We start from the raw sequence: 18203 nt of genomic DNA on the forward strand, positions 1-18203 counted from the left end.
CCGTTTCAGAACTGGCCGGTGGCGTAGCGGCGCTTGAGCCGGTTGCGGATGATGATGGCGGTGGCATTCATCGCCACGATCAGCGCCAGCAGCAGCAGCGTTGTGACGAAGACCATGGGCTTGCCGGCCTCGGAGTTGCGCGACTGGAAGCCCACGTCGAAGATGTGGAAGCCCAGGTGCATGAAGCTGCGGTCGAGATGGATGAAGGGGAAGAAGGTGTCGATGGGCAGGGCCGGGGCCAGCTTGACGACGCCGACCAGCATCAGGGGTGCGACCTCGCCCGCGCCGCGCGCCATCGCCAGGATCATGCCGGTCATGATGCCGGGCAGGGCCTTGGGCAGGACGACGTAGCGGATGGTCTGCCATTTCGACGCGCCGCAGGCGAGCGAGCCTTCGCGCATCGAGCGCGGCACGGCGGCGAGTGCTTCTTCGGAGGCGACGATGACCACCGGGACGGTGAGCAGCGCCAGCGTCAGCGAGGCCCAGAGGATGCCGCCCTTGCCGAAGGTCGGGTTGGGCAGGTTCTCGGGGTAGAAAAGCTGGTCGATGGTGCCGCCCATCGTGTAGGCGAAAAAGCCCAGCCCGAAGACCCCGTAGACGATGGAAGGCACGCCGGCAAGGTTGTTGACCGAGATCCGCACGATGGAGGTCAGCCGCCCCTGCTTGGCGTATTCGCGCAGGTAAAGCGCGGTGATGACGCCGAAGGGGGCCACGAAGACCACCATCAGAAGGGTCATGGCGACGGTGCCGAAGATCGCGGGCAGAACGCCACCCTGGGTGTTGGCCTCGCGCGGTTCGGCCGAGACGAATTCCCACCAGCGCGAGAAGTAGATGCCGATCTTGTCGAGAAGCGAGAGCTGGTTCGCAGCGAAGTAGCGCACGATCTGGCTGAGTTCGGTATCGACGGTGCGGCCGCCGACCTCCTCCATCTGGACGCGGTAGCGGCGGTCGTTTTCGCGGATCTCGTTGACGCGGGTCTGCAGGATCTGGAATTCGGCCTGCAACTCGGCGATGCGGGCCTGGCTGGCGGCGACGGTGGGGGCGGCGGCCTCCTCGCCCTGGCGCAGGACGGCGCGGCGCTGGTTGAGGCGTTCGCGTTCGATCTGGTGGTTGATGCGGCCGATGTCGCGCTGTTCCAACTGGCGGATGTCGTGGAAGCGGTCGCGGGCGGCGGCCTGTTCGCGTTCCATCAGCGCCGGGTCGAAGGCGCGCGCCTCGCCGTCGATGGTCAGTCCGGCGACGCGGCCGATGAAGACGCCCCAGGTCTGGCGTTCGAAATAGTGGAAATCGGCGGGCCTGGTGACATTTGCCACCTCGAATTCCGACACCCAGCGGAAATCGTCGCCATAGAGGTCGTAGTTGGCGGTCTGGTAGAGGGTGCGGTTGGCGAAGCCGAGGTCGCCCTCGATCTCGGCCCGCTGTTCGTCGGAGAGGCGCGGCAGAACGTCGGCGCCGACGCGGTAGGTGCCACCCCGGCGCACGACGCCTGCTAGAACATCCCCATCGCGCAGTTCGACCTGTTCGATGGGTTTCGGCCAGAAGGTGGCGATGCCGTTCCATGCGATGAATGCCAGAAAGCCCGCGATCAGGATGATCCCCAGCGCCAGCGCGCCACCGAGCGCCCAGAGCCCGGGTTCGCCCACGGCCGAGATGTCGGCCGAGAAGCGGCGCACGCGCCGGCCGCCCCTGACGCTTTCGCGCGCCGCGATCCCGGCAAGGCCGGCGCCGCCCGAGGCGGGGATGTCGTGGTCGGTGGAGGTGGTCATGGCGGTCCCCGGGTCAGAGCTGGAAGGCGCGCTTGCGGAAGCGCTGGCGGACCAGTTCGGCGAGTGTGTTGATGACGAAGGTCATGATGAAGAGCGTGAGCGCGGCGAGGAAGAGGACGCGGTAGTTGGTGCCGTCCTTCACGGCCTCGGGCAGCTCGATCGCGATGTTGGCCGAGAGCGTGCGCAGGCCCGAGAAGATGTTCCATTCCATGATCGGCGTGTTGCCGGCGGCCATGACCACGATCATCGTCTCGCCCACGGCGCGGCCCATGCCCATCATCACCGCCGAGAAGACGCCCGAGGCGGCAGTCGGCAGCACCACCCAGAGCGAGGTCTGCCAGGGCGTCGCGCCGCAGGCGAGCGAGGCGGCGCGCAGGTGGCCGGGGACCGCGTTCAGCGCATCCTCGGCCAGGGTGTAGATGTTGGGGATCACGGCGAAGGCCATGATGAAGCCGACGACCAGCGCGTTGCGCTGCTGGTAGCTGTCGATGAAGCCGCCGCGCGGGTCGTAGCCGATGGCGGTGAGCAGGGCGGCGAAGGCGTAGGAGAGGACCAGCGCGGCGGCGAGCATCACCAGCCAGCGCAGCGCGTCGATGCGGCCGGCGGCGGCGCGCTCGCGGTCGCCCAGGAACGCGCGGTACTGGTGGCCGAGCAGCTTGCGGAAGGACCAGGCGACGATCAGGTACGAGAGCGGCAGCAGGATCAGGAACATGAAGGGCGTGCCGGTGCCGACGCGGCCGGTCGTCCATTGCTTGAAGTCGCCGTAGAAGAGCACCTGTTCGAACAGGGGGCCCAGCCAGATCGCCACCTGCGCGGTGATCAGGATCGAGGCGCCCATCAGAAAGAATTTCGGAAACCCGTCCAGCCGGATCGCCAGGTTGGGCGGCAGCATCTGCCAGGCGAAGGCGCCCAGCATCAGCCCCATCGGCAGCGCGAAGAACCCGACCAGCACCGCGCCGATCCACTCCTCGACCAGCGGCGCCAGCACCAGCGCGGCGATGAAGCCGAGAACCACCGTGGGCAGGCTTTCCATCATCTCCATCATCGGCTTGACGGTCGCCCGCACCCGCCGGTCGACGAATTCCGAGGTGTAGATGGCGGCCCCCAGCGCGATCGGCACGGCAAAGAGCATGGCGTAGAAGGCGGCCTTCATCGTGCCGAAGATCAGCGGGACCAGCGAATACTTCGGCTCGGCCAGGTCGGTGCCGGCGGTGGATTGCCAGACGAAGGTGGGCTCCATGTAGCCCTCGTACCAGATGCGGCCGAAGAGGACGCGCAGGGTCACTTCGGGGTGGCGCTGGTTGTATTGCCAGGCCTCGACCTCGCCGCCCTGGCTGACCAGCATCACGCCGTTCGAGCGCGGGAAGATCATTGCGGTCGAGTCGGTGGTGACGTCGCCCGAACGCGCGAGTTCGAAGAGGATCTGATCCGAGGTCGAATGGTAGACCCAGACATTGCCCTGCGCATCGACGGCGACGAATTCCTTCTGCCGCTGCGCCTCGGACAGATCGACGATGGCGGCGGGCATGGGGACATGGGTGCGGGCGCGGACCAGTTCGCGCCCGTCGGTGGTGGCCGAGGTGCCGGTCTGCAGGCGGAAATAGACATTGATCTCGCCGTCCTCGGAGCCGACGACGAGCGAATCCTCGCCCGATAGGAAGGTCATCGCCGTCACCGCCACGCCCGCGTCGCCGACGCGGCGCGATTCGGCCAGTTGCGGGGCGTCCATGTTGCGAAGATCGTAGCGGTGCACGAAGCCGTCGTCGGTGGAGACGATCGCCCGGTCGCCGGTGCCCGAAAGCAGGATGCGCGTGACCGCGACGCCGGGCGCGAGGTTGAGCGATGGCAGGTCCGAGGTCGTGGTCGTCACCGTGCGTTCGTTGGTCATCATGTTGACCTGGATGCGCGAGCGGCTGACGCGGACCTGGTTTGTCGCATCGACGGTGGCGAAGGCCAGCGTCGGGCGTTCGCGGGTGCCGCCGACGCGGTAGTCGACGGCAATGATCGGTTGGTCCGAGATCGCGTCGGCCTCGCCCAGGTCGATGACGCTGGACAGCGTACGGAAATCGCCGGTGCCGACTTCGGTGAAGATGCGCCCGTCGCCCATGAGGTCGCGGTCATCGAGTTGCGTCAGGCCGTCGGGCAGGTTGCGCCGGGCCGTCGTCGATGTCGCGAAACCGAGTTCGGCAAAGCGCACGGTGCCGTCGTCGAAGCCCAAGGCGACCTGATCGCGGCTCAGCGTGCCGGAAACGGCGGTGACATTGGCGCCGTTGAAATCGAACTGGTCGCGCGAGATCTCGGTCCCGGTGGGGACGTGGTAGGTGATGACGCGGCCTTCGGCGGCGACGGCGATGCCGAGGGTCTGGAATTCGTCGCCGTTGACCCAGATCACGTCCTGCTGGGTGTCGAGCTGGTAGCGCGTGTTGCCCAGCATTTCGCCGCCATCCATCAGCGGCATGACGACGCGGAACAGGAAGACCATGATCCCGAGGACGGCGAAGATCACCATCAGCCCGCCGACGGTGATCACGGCGCCCGCGATCCGCTCGCCCCAGATCACGCTGCGCTTGGTGTCGAGGCTACGCAGACGCTTCCGTTCGGTGCGCGCGGCGGCGCTGTGTTCGGAGGGCGTGGTGCTGTCGGGCATGGGGGCTCCGCCGGGCAGGGAAAGAGGTGCGCGGGCCGACCTAGTGGCCGGCCCGCGCGCAGACGATCAGTTGGTGACCGGGACGCCGAAGGTGGCGAGATCCTGATCGGCAATCGCCTTCACCAGCGGGAAGAAGCCCGCGCGCACGACGTCTTCCTGGCCCTGGCGGCTGTAGACGTAGCGAATGAACTCGGCGCGCAGCGGCTCCAGGTCGGCATTCGGGTCCTTGTTCATGTAGACATAGAGGAACCGCGCGATCGGGTAGTTGCCGGTCGAGGCATCCTCGGCGGTGGGGGCGTAGCATTCGCCATCCGGTCCGCGCAGGTTGATCGCCTTCACGTCGGCGGTGCCGTAGCCGATACCCGAGTAGCCGATGCCGTTGACGTCGGCCGCAACACCCTGGATCACGGTCGAGGAGCCGGGCTGTTCGCGCACCTCTGGGCTGTAGTCGCCGCCGAAGAGGGCGACTTCGCGGAAGTAGCCATAGGTGCCCGAGGCCGAGTTGCGGCCGTACATGGCGATCGGACGGTCGGCCCATTCGCCTTCCACGCCGACCTGGCCCCAGGTGGTGATCGCCGCGTCGGCGCCGCCCGAGCGGGTCGAGGAGAAGATGGCGTCGACTTCCTGCAGGCTGAGGCATTCGAGCGGGTTGTCGCGGTGCACGAAGACACCCAGCGCGTCGATGGCGCCGCGGATCGGGGTGGGCTCGTAGCCGTAGCGGGCCTCGAACTCCTCGATCTCGGTGCCGCGCATCGGGCGCGACATCGGGCCGAACTGGGCGGTGCCTTCGACCAGCGCGGGCGGGGCGGTGCCCGACCCGGCGCCCTGGATCTGGATGGCGACGTTCGGATAGAAGGTGCGGAAACCTTCCGACCAGAGCGTCATGAGGTTGTTGAGCGTGTCCGAGCCGATCGAGACGAGGTTGCCCGAGACGCCCGAGACGGGCTGGTATTCGGGCAGGTTCGGGTCCACCGACTGGGCGCCGGCGGCGGTCGCGAGCGCGAGCGCCGCGGAAGAAGCGAGAAGGGACAGACGGGTCATGGTGTCTCCAGTTCAGTCTGACGTTGGCCCTGGGTGCCCGGCGATTCGCTGTCCGGGCGTTGGGTGGGCTCGGCGTAGTCCCGCGATGTGACGGCCATGCCACGTTCGCATGACAGTTCCATGACAATCGGGTTGCGAAGGGGGCCGCGTCGGCGGTGTAGGGGCGCAGGGCAGCCCCCACGCGCCGCGGTCCACGCGTGGACCTTTCGGCAAGTGTCGGAAAAGACACGGAAACGGATTTTCTGTTAATCTCTTGTTAATCGCCACGATGACCGACGGCGACATGGCCAATTGATCCGGTAGAAAGTCCGCGCGAGCGGAGAAGCGCCGCGGACGGCGCATCTGGAACGGCCAGATGACAGAAGCTCTCGAGGGTTTGGGGAACTGAAAAAGGCCGGCACCTTTCGGCGCCGGCCTTTGGCATGGGCAGGATTTCCTGCCGGTCAGTGGACGACCTTCATCCGCGGCGGCGCCTCGGCATCGTCGCCATGCGTCTGGCCGGCGATGATCAGGCCTTCGGGGCCGGCGCTGACCGGCACCGTGGCGCCATCGAGCACTTCGCCCGACAACAGCATCTGCGCCAGCGGGTCCTGCAGGTGGCGCTGGATCACGCGCTTCAGAGGCCGGGCGCCGTAGACCGGGTCGTAGCCCTTGTCGGCCAGCCACTTGTGGGCCGCCTCGTCCAGTTCCAGCGCGATCTTGCGGCTGACCAGTCGCTTCATCAGCCGCCTGATCTGGATCTCGACGATGCCGGCCATGTCCGCGCGGCCCAGCCGGTCGAAGATCACCGTCTCGTCCAGGCGGTTGAGGAATTCGGGCCGGAAATGGGCGCGCACGGCTTCCATCACCTGCGCCCGCGCCTCGGCCGGGTCGGCGCCGTCGGGCATCTGGCTCAGCGCCTGACTGCCGAGGTTCGAGGTCAGCACGATCAGCGTCTGCTTGAAATCGACCGTGCGGCCGTGGCTGTCGGTCAGCACCCCGTCGTCGAGCACCTGCAGGAGCACGTTGAAGACATCCGGGTGCGCCTTTTCCACCTCGTCGAAGAGCACGACCTGATAGGGCCGGCGGCGCACGGCCTCGGTCAGCACGCCGCCCTCCTCGTAGCCGACATAGCCCGGGGGGGCGCCAATCAGGCGGGCGACGGCGTGTTTCTCCATGAACTCGGACATGTCGATGCGCACCATCGCGCTGTCGTCGTCGAAGAGGAACTCGGCAACGGCCTTGGTCAGCTCGGTCTTGCCGACGCCGGTCGGGCCGAGGAAGAGGAAGCTGCCCAGCGGACGCCCTTCGTCATTGAGCCCGGCGCGCGCCCGGCGCACGGCGTTCGCCACGGCGCGGACGGCGTGGTGCTGGCCGATGACGCGCTTGTGCAGCCCGTCCTCCATGCGCAGAAGCTTGTCGCGCTCGCCCTCCAGCATCTTTGTCGTCGGGATGCCGGTCCAGCGTTCCACGACCTCGGCGATCTGCTCGGGGCGGACGGCGTCGCCGACCATCTTCTCGGCCTCGCGCGCCTCGGCCTCGGCCAGCTGGCGTTCCAGTTCGGGGATGCGGCCGTACTGTAATTCGCCGGCCTTGGCGAAGTCGCCCTGGCGCTTGGCCTGGTCGAGTTCGGCGCGGGCCTTGTCGAGTTGCTCCTTCAGATCGCGCGCGGCTTCCAGCCGGTCGCGTTCGGCCTGCCACTGCGCGGTCATTTCCGAGGATTTCTGCTGCAGCTCGGACAGTTCCGCCTCGATCTTGACCAGCCGGTCCTTCGAGGCGGCGTCGTCTTCCTTCTTCAGCGCCTCGGATTCGATCTGCTTCTGCAGGATCTCGCGGTCCAGCGCATCGAGTTCCTCGGGCTTGCTGTCGATCTGCATCCTGAGCCGGCTCGCCGCCTCGTCCATCAGGTCGATCGCCTTGTCGGGCAGGAAGCGGTCGGTGATGTAGCGGTGGCTCAGCGTCGCCGCGGCGACGAGGGCGGAGTCGGCGATGCGCACGCCGTGGTGCAGTTCGTACTTTTCCTTGATGCCGCGCAGGATCGAGATGGTATCCTCGACCGTCGGTTCGCTGATGAAGACGGGCTGGAAGCGGCGGGCGAGGGCTGCGTCCTTCTCGACATGCTTGCGGTACTCGTCCAGCGTCGTGGCGCCGACGCAATGGAGTTCACCCCGGGCCAGCGCCGGCTTGATCAGGTTCGCGGCGTCCATCGCGCCCTCGGATTTCCCCGCGCCGACCAGCGTGTGCATCTCGTCGATGAAGAGGATGATCTCGCCCGAGGCGGCGGTGACTTCGTTCAGGACCGCCTTCAGCCGTTCCTCGAACTCGCCGCGGTATTTCGCGCCGGCGATCAGCGATCCCATGTCGAGCGCCATCAGCGTCTTGTCCTGCAGGCTTTCGGGCACGTCGCCGTTGACGATGCGCAGCGCCAGCCCCTCGGCGATGGCGGTCTTGCCGACGCCGGGCTCGCCGATCAGGACGGGGTTGTTCTTGGTGCGGCGGGACAGGACCTGCATGGCGCGGCGGATTTCCTCGTCGCGGCCGATGATCGGGTCGATCTTGCCCTCGCGCGCCGCCTCGGTGAGGTCGCGGGCGTATTTCTTCAGCGCGTCATAGCTGTCCTCGGCCGAGGCCGAGTCCGCCGTGCGGCCCTTGCGGATGTCGTTGATCGCGTTGTTGAGCGACTGGGCGTTCACCGCGCCGGCCTCCAGCGCCTCGCGCGCCGGGCTTTTGACCAGCGCCAGCGCCATCAGAACCCGCTCGACCGGCACGAAGCTGTCGCCAGCCTTCTTCGCGATCTTCGCGGCCTCGTCGAGGACGCGCACCAGCGAGGGGTCGGCATGGGGCTGGCCGGTGTCGCCCGATACCTTCGGCAGCTTGCCGATGGCCAGATCGACGGCCTGCGCGACGCGTTCCGGCGCGCCGCCAGAGCGGCGGATCAGGTTCGCGGCCATGCCCTGATCGTCGTCCATCAGCGCCTTGAGCAGATGCTCGGCCGTCAGCCGTTGGTGGCCCTCGCGCAGGGCGATCACCTGTGCAGCCTGCAGGAAGCCGCGTGCGCGTTCGGTGAATTTTTCAAGGTTCATCGCTGTCATCTCCTGTGCAAGCACCCGAATTCGCCGGCAACCTGACCGTCAGCATCGCCGGCCCGCGGGCCTCGGTTTTTATTTGGGAAGCCGGGGCGACCGGTGCAAGTACCGGCCGTACGGGCGCAAGGGGGCGAATACGTTAACGGCGGGGCAACCCTTTGCGGCGACAAGGTGGAAAAGGAAGGAAAGGGGCAAGATCATGCGCTATCGGGAAATGCGCTGGCCGTGCGACTATCCGGTACTCCTCCTGCACGGGGGGCAAAGGGCTTCGGCCGTGGTCGTCAATGTCAGTTCCGGCGGCGCGCGCCTGCGCACCGAGCTTGCGGTCGCGGTGGGCGAGGTGCTGACCGTCGATTTGGGCAAGCGCCGGTTCGCCGGCACCGTCCGCTGGGTGCGCTCGGGGATGATCGGGCTGCGGCTGCTGACGCCGCTTTCGAAGCCCGATCTGGCGACAATTCGCCGCGGGCGCGAGAATGCCGACGCCGTCACCTCGGGCCGCTGGAACACCCATCTGCACGAATTGCGCTGAGCGCGCCGCGCTGCGCTGATCCGCGTGTTTTCAAGGCGTCGGCGCGGATGGCCTGCGCCCTACGCGCTAGGGCGCGCACCTGTCGTAAGCACCCCTGGCAACGCCGGTTTGGAGTGATCCGAACAAGCGAGCCTCTCGTACAAACCTCGAAAAGACGGTAATGCTTGTCGGGCGGTGTCCTTGGGCCAGCCTGCGTCTGATCCGTTGTTTGTCAGAGGGGACGACATGAACATCCACTTCCCGCCCGCCGATCGCGAACCTGGCAAAGCGGAGGCCGAAGCGGCCCTCGACGTGTTGCGCAACTGGGCAAGCCGGGCCAGCGACGACGAGATCGCGGCCCTGGACCCCAGGATGCGGCGCCTGATCCCCGGCCTGCCCGACCCCGCCTATCCGGCGCTGTCGCGCAGCTATCCGTCCGACTTCGTGCCCGATACCGCCTATCGCCGCAGCATGCCCGATCTGCAGAACGGGCCGGCGAGCCTGATCCGCGGGACCCGCGCGCCGATCCAGCATGTCGGCATATCCAACTTCCGTCTGCCGATCCGGTTCCGCACCCGCGCTTCCGACCATGCCGGGCAGGGCGATGTCACGCTGGAAACCTCGGTGACCGGCACGGTCAGCCTGGACGCCGACAAGAAGGGCATCAACATGAGCCGGATCATGCGCAGCTTCTACGTGCATGCCGAAAAGCGGTTCAGCATCCATGTCATCGAAGCCGCACTCGATGCCTACAAGACCGACCTGGAAAGCATCGACGCGCGTATCCAGATGCGGTTCTCGTTTCCGATGCGGGTCGACAGCCTGCGCTCGGGGCTTTCGGGCTGGCAGTACTACGACATCGCGCTGGAGCTGGTCGAAAAGGCCGGGCAGCGGCGTCGCTTCCTGCATCTCGACTACGTCTACTCCTCCACCTGCCCCTGCTCGCTGGAGTTGAGCGAGCATGCCCGGTCGGGGCGCGGGCAGTTGGCGACGCCGCATTCGCAGCGGTCGGTTGCGCGGATTTCGGTCGAACTGCTGCCCGGCGCGACGCTCTGGTTCGAGGATCTGATCGAGATCTGCCGCGCCGCCGTGCCGACCGAGACGCAGGTCATGGTCAAGCGCGAGGACGAGCAGGCCTTCGCCGAACTCAACGCCGCCAATCCGATCTTTGTCGAGGATGCGGCACGGCTTTTCTGCCAGGGCCTGGCCGATGATGCCCGGATCGGCGATTTCCGGGTCATCGCGAGCCATCAGGAAAGCCTGCACAGCCATGACGCGGTCAGCATGCTGACGCAGGGGCCGACATTCGAGGGCGAAAGCCTCGATCCGCGGCTTTTCGCGAGCCTGGTTCATTCTGGCTGATCGCTACGGCTGACGGGTTCGGCTAAAGGACGGTCCTTTCGATGCGGCGCGGGGCGCGCTAGGCTTGGCGCGTCCCAACCGCCGAGCCCGCGATGCCGCCGATCCTGACCGTCACCCTCAACCCCGCGCTCGACATCTCGGGCCACGTGCCGCGCATCGTCGCCGGGCCCAAGTTGCGGGTGCGGGACGTGGTCGTCGAACCCGGCGGGGGCGGGGTGAATGTTGCCCGTGCGATCCAACGACTCGGCGGCGCGGTCGCGGCGTTCGTGGTTCTGGGCGGACCCAATGGCGAGCGGCTTGCTGCGTTGCTCAGCGCGGAAGGGGTCGCGCTGCGCCGGTTCGACCTGCCGGGCGACACACGCGAAAGTTTGGCAGTCACCGACGACGACGGGCGGCAATACCGTTTCGTCCTGCCCGGACCGGAGTTTGACGCGGCGCGCGAAACGGCGGTGCGCGATGCCATTGTCTCCGCCGCGCTCGAAGCCGAAAGGGATGCGGGCGGGCAGGGGGGCTGGGTCGTGCTCAGCGGTAGCCAGCCGCCCGGGATGGGCGATGATTTCGAGCAGGGGCTTGCGCAGGCGCTTGCGCCCTGCGGCGCCTGCCTGATCGTCGATACGTCGGGGTCGGCGCTGGACCGGCTGACGCGACAGCCTTCGACCTCGTGTCCCGCGGTGCTGCGCATGGACCAGGCGGAATCCGAGGCGCTGGCCGGGCGTGCCCTTGCATCGCCTGCCGAGAGCCTGGATCTGGCGTGCGACATGGTGCGGCGTGGCGTGGCCGGAATGGTGGTGCTGGCCCGCGGCGCCGAAGGCTCGGTGCTGGCCGCGCCCGATCTGCGCCTGCATTGCGCGCCCCCGACGGTCGAGGTGGTCAGCCCCGTCGGCGCCGGCGACAGCTTCACCGCCGCGTTCACGCTGGCGCTGGCGCGGGGCGGCGATCCGGCCGAAGCCTTGCGCCAGGGCACCGCCGCCGCCGCCGCCGCCGTCATGACCCCCGGGTCCGAGCTTTGCCGCGCGGCGGATGTGGCGCGCCTCGCGTCGCGCTGCCGCGTCGTCGCGGCTTGACAGGTCCCCCCGCCGCCGCCATCCCCTAGGCCATGCCGGATCTGCGCCCCGTCGCCCACATTATCGGTCTCATGCTCGTGGCGCTCGGGGTCATGATGCTGATCCCTGCCGCCGTCGCCGTTTCGCAGGCCGAGCCGGGCTGGGCGATCTTCCTGCAATCGGCGGTGGCGACCATGCTCACCGGGTGCTTTCTGGCGCTGTCGACGCTGAACGCGCTGACCGAGTCGCTGACACTGCGCCAATCCTTCCTGCTGACCACGCTGACCTGGGTGATCCTGCCGGCTTTCGGCGCCATGCCGTTCTTCCTGGGGCCGGGCGGCGAGCGGCTGGTCGACGCGCTTTTCGAATCGATGTCCGGGATGACGACCACGGGCACCACGATCATGGTCGGCCTGGACGAAAAGCCCGACGCGATCCTGCTCTGGCGGTCAATCCTGCAATGGCTGGGCGGCCTCGGGATCGTCATCGTCGCGCTGGTCTTTCTGCCGGTGATGAAGGTCGGCGGCATGCAGTATTTCCGGGCCGAGGGGTTCGACACCCTGGGCAAGATCCTGCCGCGGGTCCGCGACATCTCTCTGATGCTGATCGAGGTCTATCTGGCGCTGACCGTCGCTGCCGCCGTCGCCTATGTGCTGGCCGGGATGTCGGCGTTCGATGCGATCAACCACGCGCTGACGACCATCGCCACCGGCGGCTTCTCGACGCGCGACACCTCGTTCGGCGAGTACTCTGCGGCAGCGCAATACGCCGCCATCGCGCTCATGTGGCTCGCTGGCCTGCCCTTCATCCGCTACATTCAGCTCGTCAACGGCGACGTCCGCCCGCTTCTGCAGGACGTGCAGGTGCGGGCCTATTTTCGCTGGACGCTCTATGCCATCGCGCTGATCGTCGGCTACCGACTGTTGACCCGCGGCGGCGATCTGGAGGCGGTGATCCGCGAAAGCGCATTCAATCTCGTCTCGCTCATGTCGGGGACCGGGTACGGATCGGCCGACATCACCGCCTGGGGCGATTTCGTGCTTCTGGTCGTGCTCATGGCCGGCTTCATCGGGGCCTGCACCGCCTCGACTGGCTGCTCGATCAAGGTCTTCCGCTATCTGGTGCTGTTCGAGGCGATCCGGGCGCAGTTGCGCCAACTGGTCCATCCCAGCCGCGTGGCGCCGATCCATCTGCAGGGACGCCGGGTCGAGGAGGACGTGATCACCTCGGTCGTGGTGCTGTTCACCGCCTTCGTTCTGGGGTTCGGGTTGCTCGCCGTCGCGCTGAGCCTGACCGGCTTGCAGATGCGGGCCTCGATCACCGCCGCCTGGACCGCGATCGGTAACATCGGCCCCGCCTTCGGGCGCGAGGTCGGCCCGACCGGCGCCGTCGACGGCTTTCCCGATTCGGCGAAATGGCTGATGATGCTGGGCATGCTGCTGGGCCGGCTGGAGATGGTCGCCGTGCTGGTCCTGCTGCTGCCGCGCTTCTGGCGCAACTGATCCCGCTGCGGCCGCGCGCCCGGACGGTCAGACCTGCGCCAGCTTCGCCTCTCGCGCCGCCCGCAGCCGCGCGAAGTCGTCGCCCGCGTGATAGGACGACCGCGTCAGCGGCGTGGCCGAGACCATCAGGAACCCTTTGCCCCAGGCCGCCTTGGCGTAGCCCGCGAATTCCTCGGGCGTGACGAAGCGGTCGATCCGGTGGTGCTTGGAACTCGGCTGCAGGTACTGTCCGATGGTCAGGAAATCGACATCGGCGGCGCGCATGTCGTCCATCACCTGCAGGACCGCTTGCCGGTCCTCGCCCAGCCCGACCATGATGCCGGACTTGGTGAACATGCCGGGGTCGAGTTCCTTGACCCGCTGCAGGATGCGCAGGGAATGGAAATAGCGCGCGCCCGGGCGCACCTCGGGGTAGAGGCCTGGCACCGTCTCCAGGTTGTGGTTGAAGACGTCGGGGCGCGCCGCGACCACGGTTTCCAGCGCGTCGGGCCCGCAGCGCAGGAAATCCGGCGTCAGCACCTCGATCGTGGTGCCGGGAGCGCGGTGGCGGATGGCGCGGATGGTCTGGGCGAAATGCTCGGCGCCGCCGTCTTGCAGATCGTCGCGGTCGACGCTGGTCACGACGACATGGTTGAGGCCGAGCTTGGCCACCGCATCCGCCACCCGACCCGGTTCGAACGCGTCCAGCGTGTCGGGGCGGCCGGTGGCGACGTTGCAGAAGGTGCAGCCGCGGGTGCAGATCTCGCCCATGATCATCATCGTGGCGTGGCCCTGCGCCCAGCATTCGCCGACGTTCGGGCAGCCGGCTTCCTCGCAGACGGTCACCAGCCGGTTGTCGCGCATGATCTGGCGCGTGGCGTTATAGGCCTCGCCCCCCGGCGCCTTGACGCGGATCCAGGCGGGTTTCTTCGGCTGCGCCTGATCGGCGCGGTGCGCCTTCTCGGGGTGGCGCTGGCCGGGCGCTTTCAGATCGCGGAGCGGGGGGGGCAGGGTGTCGGTCATCCGGGGGCCTCAGGCAGGGCGGTTCAGGCTACAGATAGACCGGAAGCCCCGCCTTGTCCAAGGGGCAGGGACGCCTGCGCCCGACCGGCGCCCGCTCAGGCCGTCGCGGCGGGGCGTTCGTGGGCGTGACGGTCGCGCAGCCAAAGGGCCGTCAGCGCCGGCAGGACGGCCGCGCCCAGAAACATCGCCTGCGCACCGACCGCATCCAGGGCCATGCCCGCCGCCAGCGGGCCCAGCACGTTGCCCGCCGCCGCCGCCAGCAGCACCGCCGTGAAGCCGAGCGAGGGCAGCGAGGGAAACAGCCGCTCGGACCAGAAGGCCAGCACGGCGCTGATCATCATCAGATGCACGCCCTGCAGCCCGGCCGAAAGGACCAGCCCGGCCCAGGTGTCAGGGCTGATCGCCACCAGCACCAGCGACAGCGCCCCGGCCAGCATCAGAAACCGCAAGAGCCAGGGAAGGCCGATCATTGCCTTGACGCGCCCGGTCAGCATCCCCGACAGCCCGATCAGCCCGTAGCAGATGTAGACCAGCGCCGGCGTTGCCGCGACCGGCAGCCCCGGAACGCCGCCCACCGTCACCATGCGGTCGGCGGCGAAGGAGATGTAGATCGCCGTGGTCGTCCCAAAGGCGAAGCCGATGACGAAGAGCGGCAGCGCCGCGGCGTGAAGAAGCGCGCGCCAGCCGTTTTCCGGCCCCGTGTCGCCCGCCTTTTCGACCCGGCGCAGGGCACGCCAGTTGAGGCACAACGCCGCCGCGCTGGCCGCCGCGAACACCGCCCAGGAAAACCGCCAGGGCAACCCCCAGAGATGCATGCCAAGCGCGATGAAGCCGGCCAGCGCGATGCCGCTGCCGGTGCCGGTGCTGACCGCCGACAGCGCGGTCGGACGATCCGGGTCCGCGACCTTGCGGTGTACGGCGTCGTTGAACGGCGTCCAGGCCAGTCCCGCGCTCGACGCGGCCAGGAAGACGCCGAACGCCAGCACCGGCAGGCCGGGGGCCAGCGCGACAAGCCCCATGCCCGTCGTCGCGGCGGCAAGCCCGGCCAGGACCGGAAACTCCGGGCCGCGGCGGCTCAGCAGGGCTTGCGCCACCAGAAGCCCGATGAGAAAGCCCAGAAAGCCCAGGCTCGAAATGAGCCCCACCAGCGCGCTCGACATCTCGAACTCGGTCCTGAACTCGGGCACGAAAAGGCCGAAGCCCATGCGCGCCGGACCGAAGGCGATGGCGGTCGCCGCGAAGCCGGCTGCCGACAGGCTCCAGAACTGCGTCATGTCGCGGCCCTCCGTTCACCCCGAAAACCGCACCGGGACGCGCCCGGTTCCATCGCGGTTGCCGTCGGGGCGCGCGCGCTTCGGCGCGACGCGCGGGCGGGCGCGGGCGTCAGTAGCCGGCGGCGCACCCGTCCTTGCGCGGATCGGACGCGCCGACCAGCACGCCCGACGCCTCGATCCGGATCGCCTGCGCGCCACCGATCGGGTCGGCGGCGGGTTGCACCCGGTGGCCCTTTGCCGCCAGCGCCTCGGCCACGCCGGGCGCATGGCCCGCCTCCAGCGACAGCACGTCGCCGCCATCGGCGCCAGGCGCCGCGAAACTGCGCGGCGCGTCCAGTGCCGCCTGCAATTCCATCCCGTCATCGACGAGGTTCGAGATCAGCCGCGCATGTCCCGTCGCCTGATAGGCCCCGCCCATCACGCCGAAGGGCAGGGTGATGCGACCGCCCTCGCGAAGCATCGCCGGGATGATCGTGTGCATCGGCCGCTTGCCCGGCCCGGCCTCGTTCGGGTGGCCCTCGGTCAGGGTGAAGCCGGCGCCGCGGTTCTGGAACGGCACGCCGAAGCGGGTCGACGCCAGCCCCGAGCCGAAGCCGTGAAAGAGCGAGTAGATGAAGGACACCGCCATGCGGTCGCGGTCCACCACAGTCAAGAGGACCGTGTCGCGATGCACCGACCCGCTCAGCCGCGTGGCGCTTTCCATGGCGCGGTCGGGGTCGATCAGCGCGGCCAGCTTCGCCGCCGTCTCGGGCGCCAGCATGTGGGCGAGGCGCGTCGTGTGGTCGGGATCGGCGATGATGCGGTTGCGCGCGTCGTAGGCGAGCTTCGTCGCCTCGGCCTCCAGATGCAGGCGCTCGGCCCCGAACGGGTCCATCGCGGCCAGGTCGAAATGGCTCAGGATGCCCGCCAGGAGGATCGCCGTCGCGCCCTGGCCGTTCGGCGCGTGCTCGATCAGATCGACGCCGCGGTAGCTGCCCTCGACCGGGTCGGTATAGTCGCAGGCGGTGGCGGCCAGATCCTCGAGCGTGTGGCTGCCCCCCAGCGCGCGGAGGCTGTCGATCAGGTCGGCGGCCACCTCGCCCTCGTAATAGCCCGCGCGCCCCTCGCGCGCGACGCGGCGCAGCACCTCGGCCTGACCCGGGGCGCGGAAGATCTCGCCCAGTCGCAGCGGCCGGTCGTCCTTCAGGTAATGGTTGCGCGCGGCGCCTTTGAGATGCGCGATCTTCGCCAGGTCGCGGGCGACGCGGGGGGCGATCGGCACGCCCTCCTCGGCCATGCGGATGGCCGGGGCCAGCACCTGGTCGAGGCCCAGCCGGCCCCAGTCGACCGACAGCCGGCAGAAGGCGTCGATCGCGCCGGGCAGTGTCACCGGCTCGATCCCGTAGAGCGGAATCGTGGTCAGTCCTTGGTCGCGCAGGGCGGCGGCATCCATCCCCGCCGGGGCCCGGCCCGAGCCGTTGAGCCCGATGACGCGTTCCTCTCCGGCGGGTTTCAGCAGCACGAAGCAGTCGCCGCCCAGCCCGCACATGTGCGGCTCGCAGAAGCTGAGCGCGGCGGCGGCGGCAAGGGCGGCATCGACCGCGTTGCCGCCGTCCTGCAGGATGCCGACCGCCGCCTGCGCGGCCAGCGGATGCGACGTCGCGCACATGCCCTGCGTGGCATAGACGGCCGAGCGGCCGGGTTTCTCGAAATCGCGCATGGGAACCCCTTCACCTGTTCAGCGTGCAGGCTAGCGCGCGCCCGCGGCGGGGGAAAGGGGCAACGCGCCCCGCCTGCACGCCCCACCGCAGAGGCCGGGCGCCGGCGCGCGCCGGCGTCACGCCCACCCACCCGCCCCGTGCCGCCTGCGCGCGCATTCCGGGCGCGGCGCACCTCGGGCGCGAAACGGGGGGTGGGTCGGCGGCGTGGTCAGTTGGTGATGGCGCGCACGCTGCGGTCGCGCAGGTCGATGCGGTAGCGGCCTCCGCGTTCGGTGACCACGCGCAGCGCCTCGGGTCCCTCGGCGGCCAGTTCCTCGATGAACAGGTCGAGCTTGTCGCCCTCCATGTCGACGTCATAGTCGATGTCGTAGACCTTGAGCACCCAGAGGCTGTCGCCGCTGCGGTTGTCGAAGGCCTCGATCAGGCCGCCGTTCTGCCCCAACCCGCGCGCCTTTCCCCAGAGCAGCGCCTCGTAGCGGACCCCGTCGATCACCACGGGCTCCGGTTCGGGGGGCTCTGCGCGTTCCTTCGCCATCTCGGACATGGGGTTTCCTTTCCTGCGCGGGGCAGCGGCATTAAAGCGTCAGCTGCCTCGACGGCGTGTTACGAATGGCGACGTTCTTCTTGGTCGCATTGGCCGCGTCCGGCCCGGTCAGCAGCCCGTTCACGGCGACCGCGAAATAGGCCCAGCTGTCGGCATTGTGCAGCGCATGCGCGCCGGTCAGCGCGCCGTTCGGCTTCAGCCCTTTCGGCCCGTAGCAGATATCCTCGGTCCGGCATTCCTTGTGCGACATCTCGTGGATGATGGTGCGGGCGCAACGGTGCAGCGGGCTTGAATTGTCCGGCGTCGCCTCGTCAGCCTTCTTCAGCCAGGCGTTCTGCAAGTAAATCACCTTCATGTCCTCGGACGGATAGATGAAGGCCCAGTCGTTCCAGCCGCCGCCCAGACGGTCGCCGGGTTCGTCCGAGATGATCAGGCTGGAGGACCCGAGGCCCGCCGCGATCTTCTTGTAGCCTTTCGCCAGGGTGACGCAGATGTCGGTCAGATCCGTGTTCGTCGCATCCGTGAAATACTGCCGAAGCAGCGCCTTGGCGGCGTCATCGGGGCTTTCGACCTTGAGCGCGGCATTCGTGCAGATCCGCCGCGCCTCCGAGATCGCTTCTATCATCACCTTGCGCTGCGCGGGGCTGTAGACCTCGGTCGGCTCGACGCCGAGGTTGGTGGCGATATGGCCGTCGTCGTCCTGCGCGAGCTTGTCGAAGATCCATTTGTCGAAGGCGACGGGGGGCGAA

The 18203-nt window shown here is 68.4% G+C and carries 13 protein-coding genes; 4 read left to right on the top strand and 9 right to left on the bottom strand.

Features of this window, described 5'->3' with window-relative positions; all coding sequences use genetic code 11:
* Positions 1–5: 5 nt before the first annotated feature.
* The 4 genes from pstA to clpB all read right to left on the bottom strand — a co-directional run bounded on the left by pstA (position 6) and on the right by clpB (position 8516).
* Complete coding sequence (gene pstA / locus IM708_RS12480) at positions 6–1766, bottom strand: phosphate ABC transporter permease PstA (RefSeq protein ID WP_209426907.1); 1761 nt, start codon at positions 1764–1766, stop codon at positions 6–8.
* 13 nt (positions 1767–1779) lie between these two features.
* Entirely contained in the window at positions 1780–4413 is a 2634-nt protein-coding gene (locus IM708_RS12485; protein ID WP_209426908.1) for an ABC transporter permease subunit, read from the bottom strand.
* Positions 4414–4479: 66 nt separating this feature from the next.
* Positions 4480–5454: a phosphate ABC transporter substrate-binding protein PstS family protein gene (locus tag IM708_RS12490; RefSeq protein ID WP_209426909.1), complete on the bottom strand. Its 975-nt coding sequence runs from the start codon at positions 5452–5454 to the stop codon at positions 4480–4482.
* A gap of 443 nt (positions 5455–5897) precedes the next feature.
* Positions 5898–8516, bottom strand: coding sequence for an ATP-dependent chaperone ClpB (clpB, locus tag IM708_RS12495; RefSeq protein ID WP_209426910.1), 2619 nt, complete (start codon positions 8514–8516; stop codon positions 5898–5900).
* A gap of 202 nt (positions 8517–8718) precedes the next feature.
* Between clpB and IM708_RS12500 the strand changes: the two genes are divergently transcribed.
* From IM708_RS12500 to IM708_RS12515, 4 genes are all read left to right on the top strand, one after another.
* Positions 8719–9048 (top strand): PilZ domain-containing protein, encoded by a 330-nt coding sequence (locus IM708_RS12500; RefSeq protein ID WP_209426911.1) that lies wholly within the window; start codon positions 8719–8721, stop codon positions 9046–9048.
* A gap of 225 nt (positions 9049–9273) precedes the next feature.
* On the top strand, positions 9274–10389 hold the full coding sequence (gene folE2 / locus IM708_RS12505) for a GTP cyclohydrolase FolE2 (RefSeq protein ID WP_209426912.1): 1116 nt from the start codon (positions 9274–9276) through the stop codon (positions 10387–10389).
* A gap of 92 nt (positions 10390–10481) precedes the next feature.
* Positions 10482–11453: a hexose kinase gene (locus IM708_RS12510; RefSeq protein ID WP_209426913.1), complete on the top strand. Its 972-nt coding sequence runs from the start codon at positions 10482–10484 to the stop codon at positions 11451–11453.
* Between the two features lie 32 nt (positions 11454–11485).
* Complete coding sequence (locus tag IM708_RS12515; protein ID WP_209426914.1) at positions 11486–12934, top strand: TrkH family potassium uptake protein; 1449 nt, start codon at positions 11486–11488, stop codon at positions 12932–12934.
* A 27-nt stretch (positions 12935–12961) separates the two neighbouring features.
* Here the strand turns inward: IM708_RS12515 and lipA are convergent, their stop codons facing one another.
* The 5 genes from lipA to IM708_RS12540 form a co-directional block, all read right to left on the bottom strand.
* A complete protein-coding gene (lipA, locus tag IM708_RS12520; protein WP_209426915.1) occupies positions 12962–13936 on the bottom strand; it encodes a lipoyl synthase in 975 nt (324 codons plus the stop codon).
* A gap of 95 nt (positions 13937–14031) precedes the next feature.
* A complete protein-coding gene (locus IM708_RS12525; protein ID WP_209426916.1) occupies positions 14032–15210 on the bottom strand; it encodes an MFS transporter in 1179 nt (392 codons plus the stop codon).
* Between the two features lie 109 nt (positions 15211–15319).
* Positions 15320–16909: a gamma-glutamyltransferase family protein gene (locus IM708_RS12530; RefSeq protein WP_209426917.1), complete on the bottom strand. Its 1590-nt coding sequence runs from the start codon at positions 16907–16909 to the stop codon at positions 15320–15322.
* 209 nt (positions 16910–17118) lie between these two features.
* Positions 17119–17454: a hypothetical protein gene (locus tag IM708_RS12535; RefSeq protein ID WP_209426918.1), complete on the bottom strand. Its 336-nt coding sequence runs from the start codon at positions 17452–17454 to the stop codon at positions 17119–17121.
* A 31-nt stretch (positions 17455–17485) separates the two neighbouring features.
* The coding region (locus IM708_RS12540) for a M35 family metallo-endopeptidase (RefSeq protein WP_209426919.1) at positions 17486–18203 on the bottom strand (718 nt) is incomplete at its 5' end.

This window comes from Pararhodobacter sp. SW119 (genome assembly GCF_017811755.1).
Classification (GTDB): domain Bacteria; phylum Pseudomonadota; class Alphaproteobacteria; order Rhodobacterales; family Rhodobacteraceae; genus Pararhodobacter.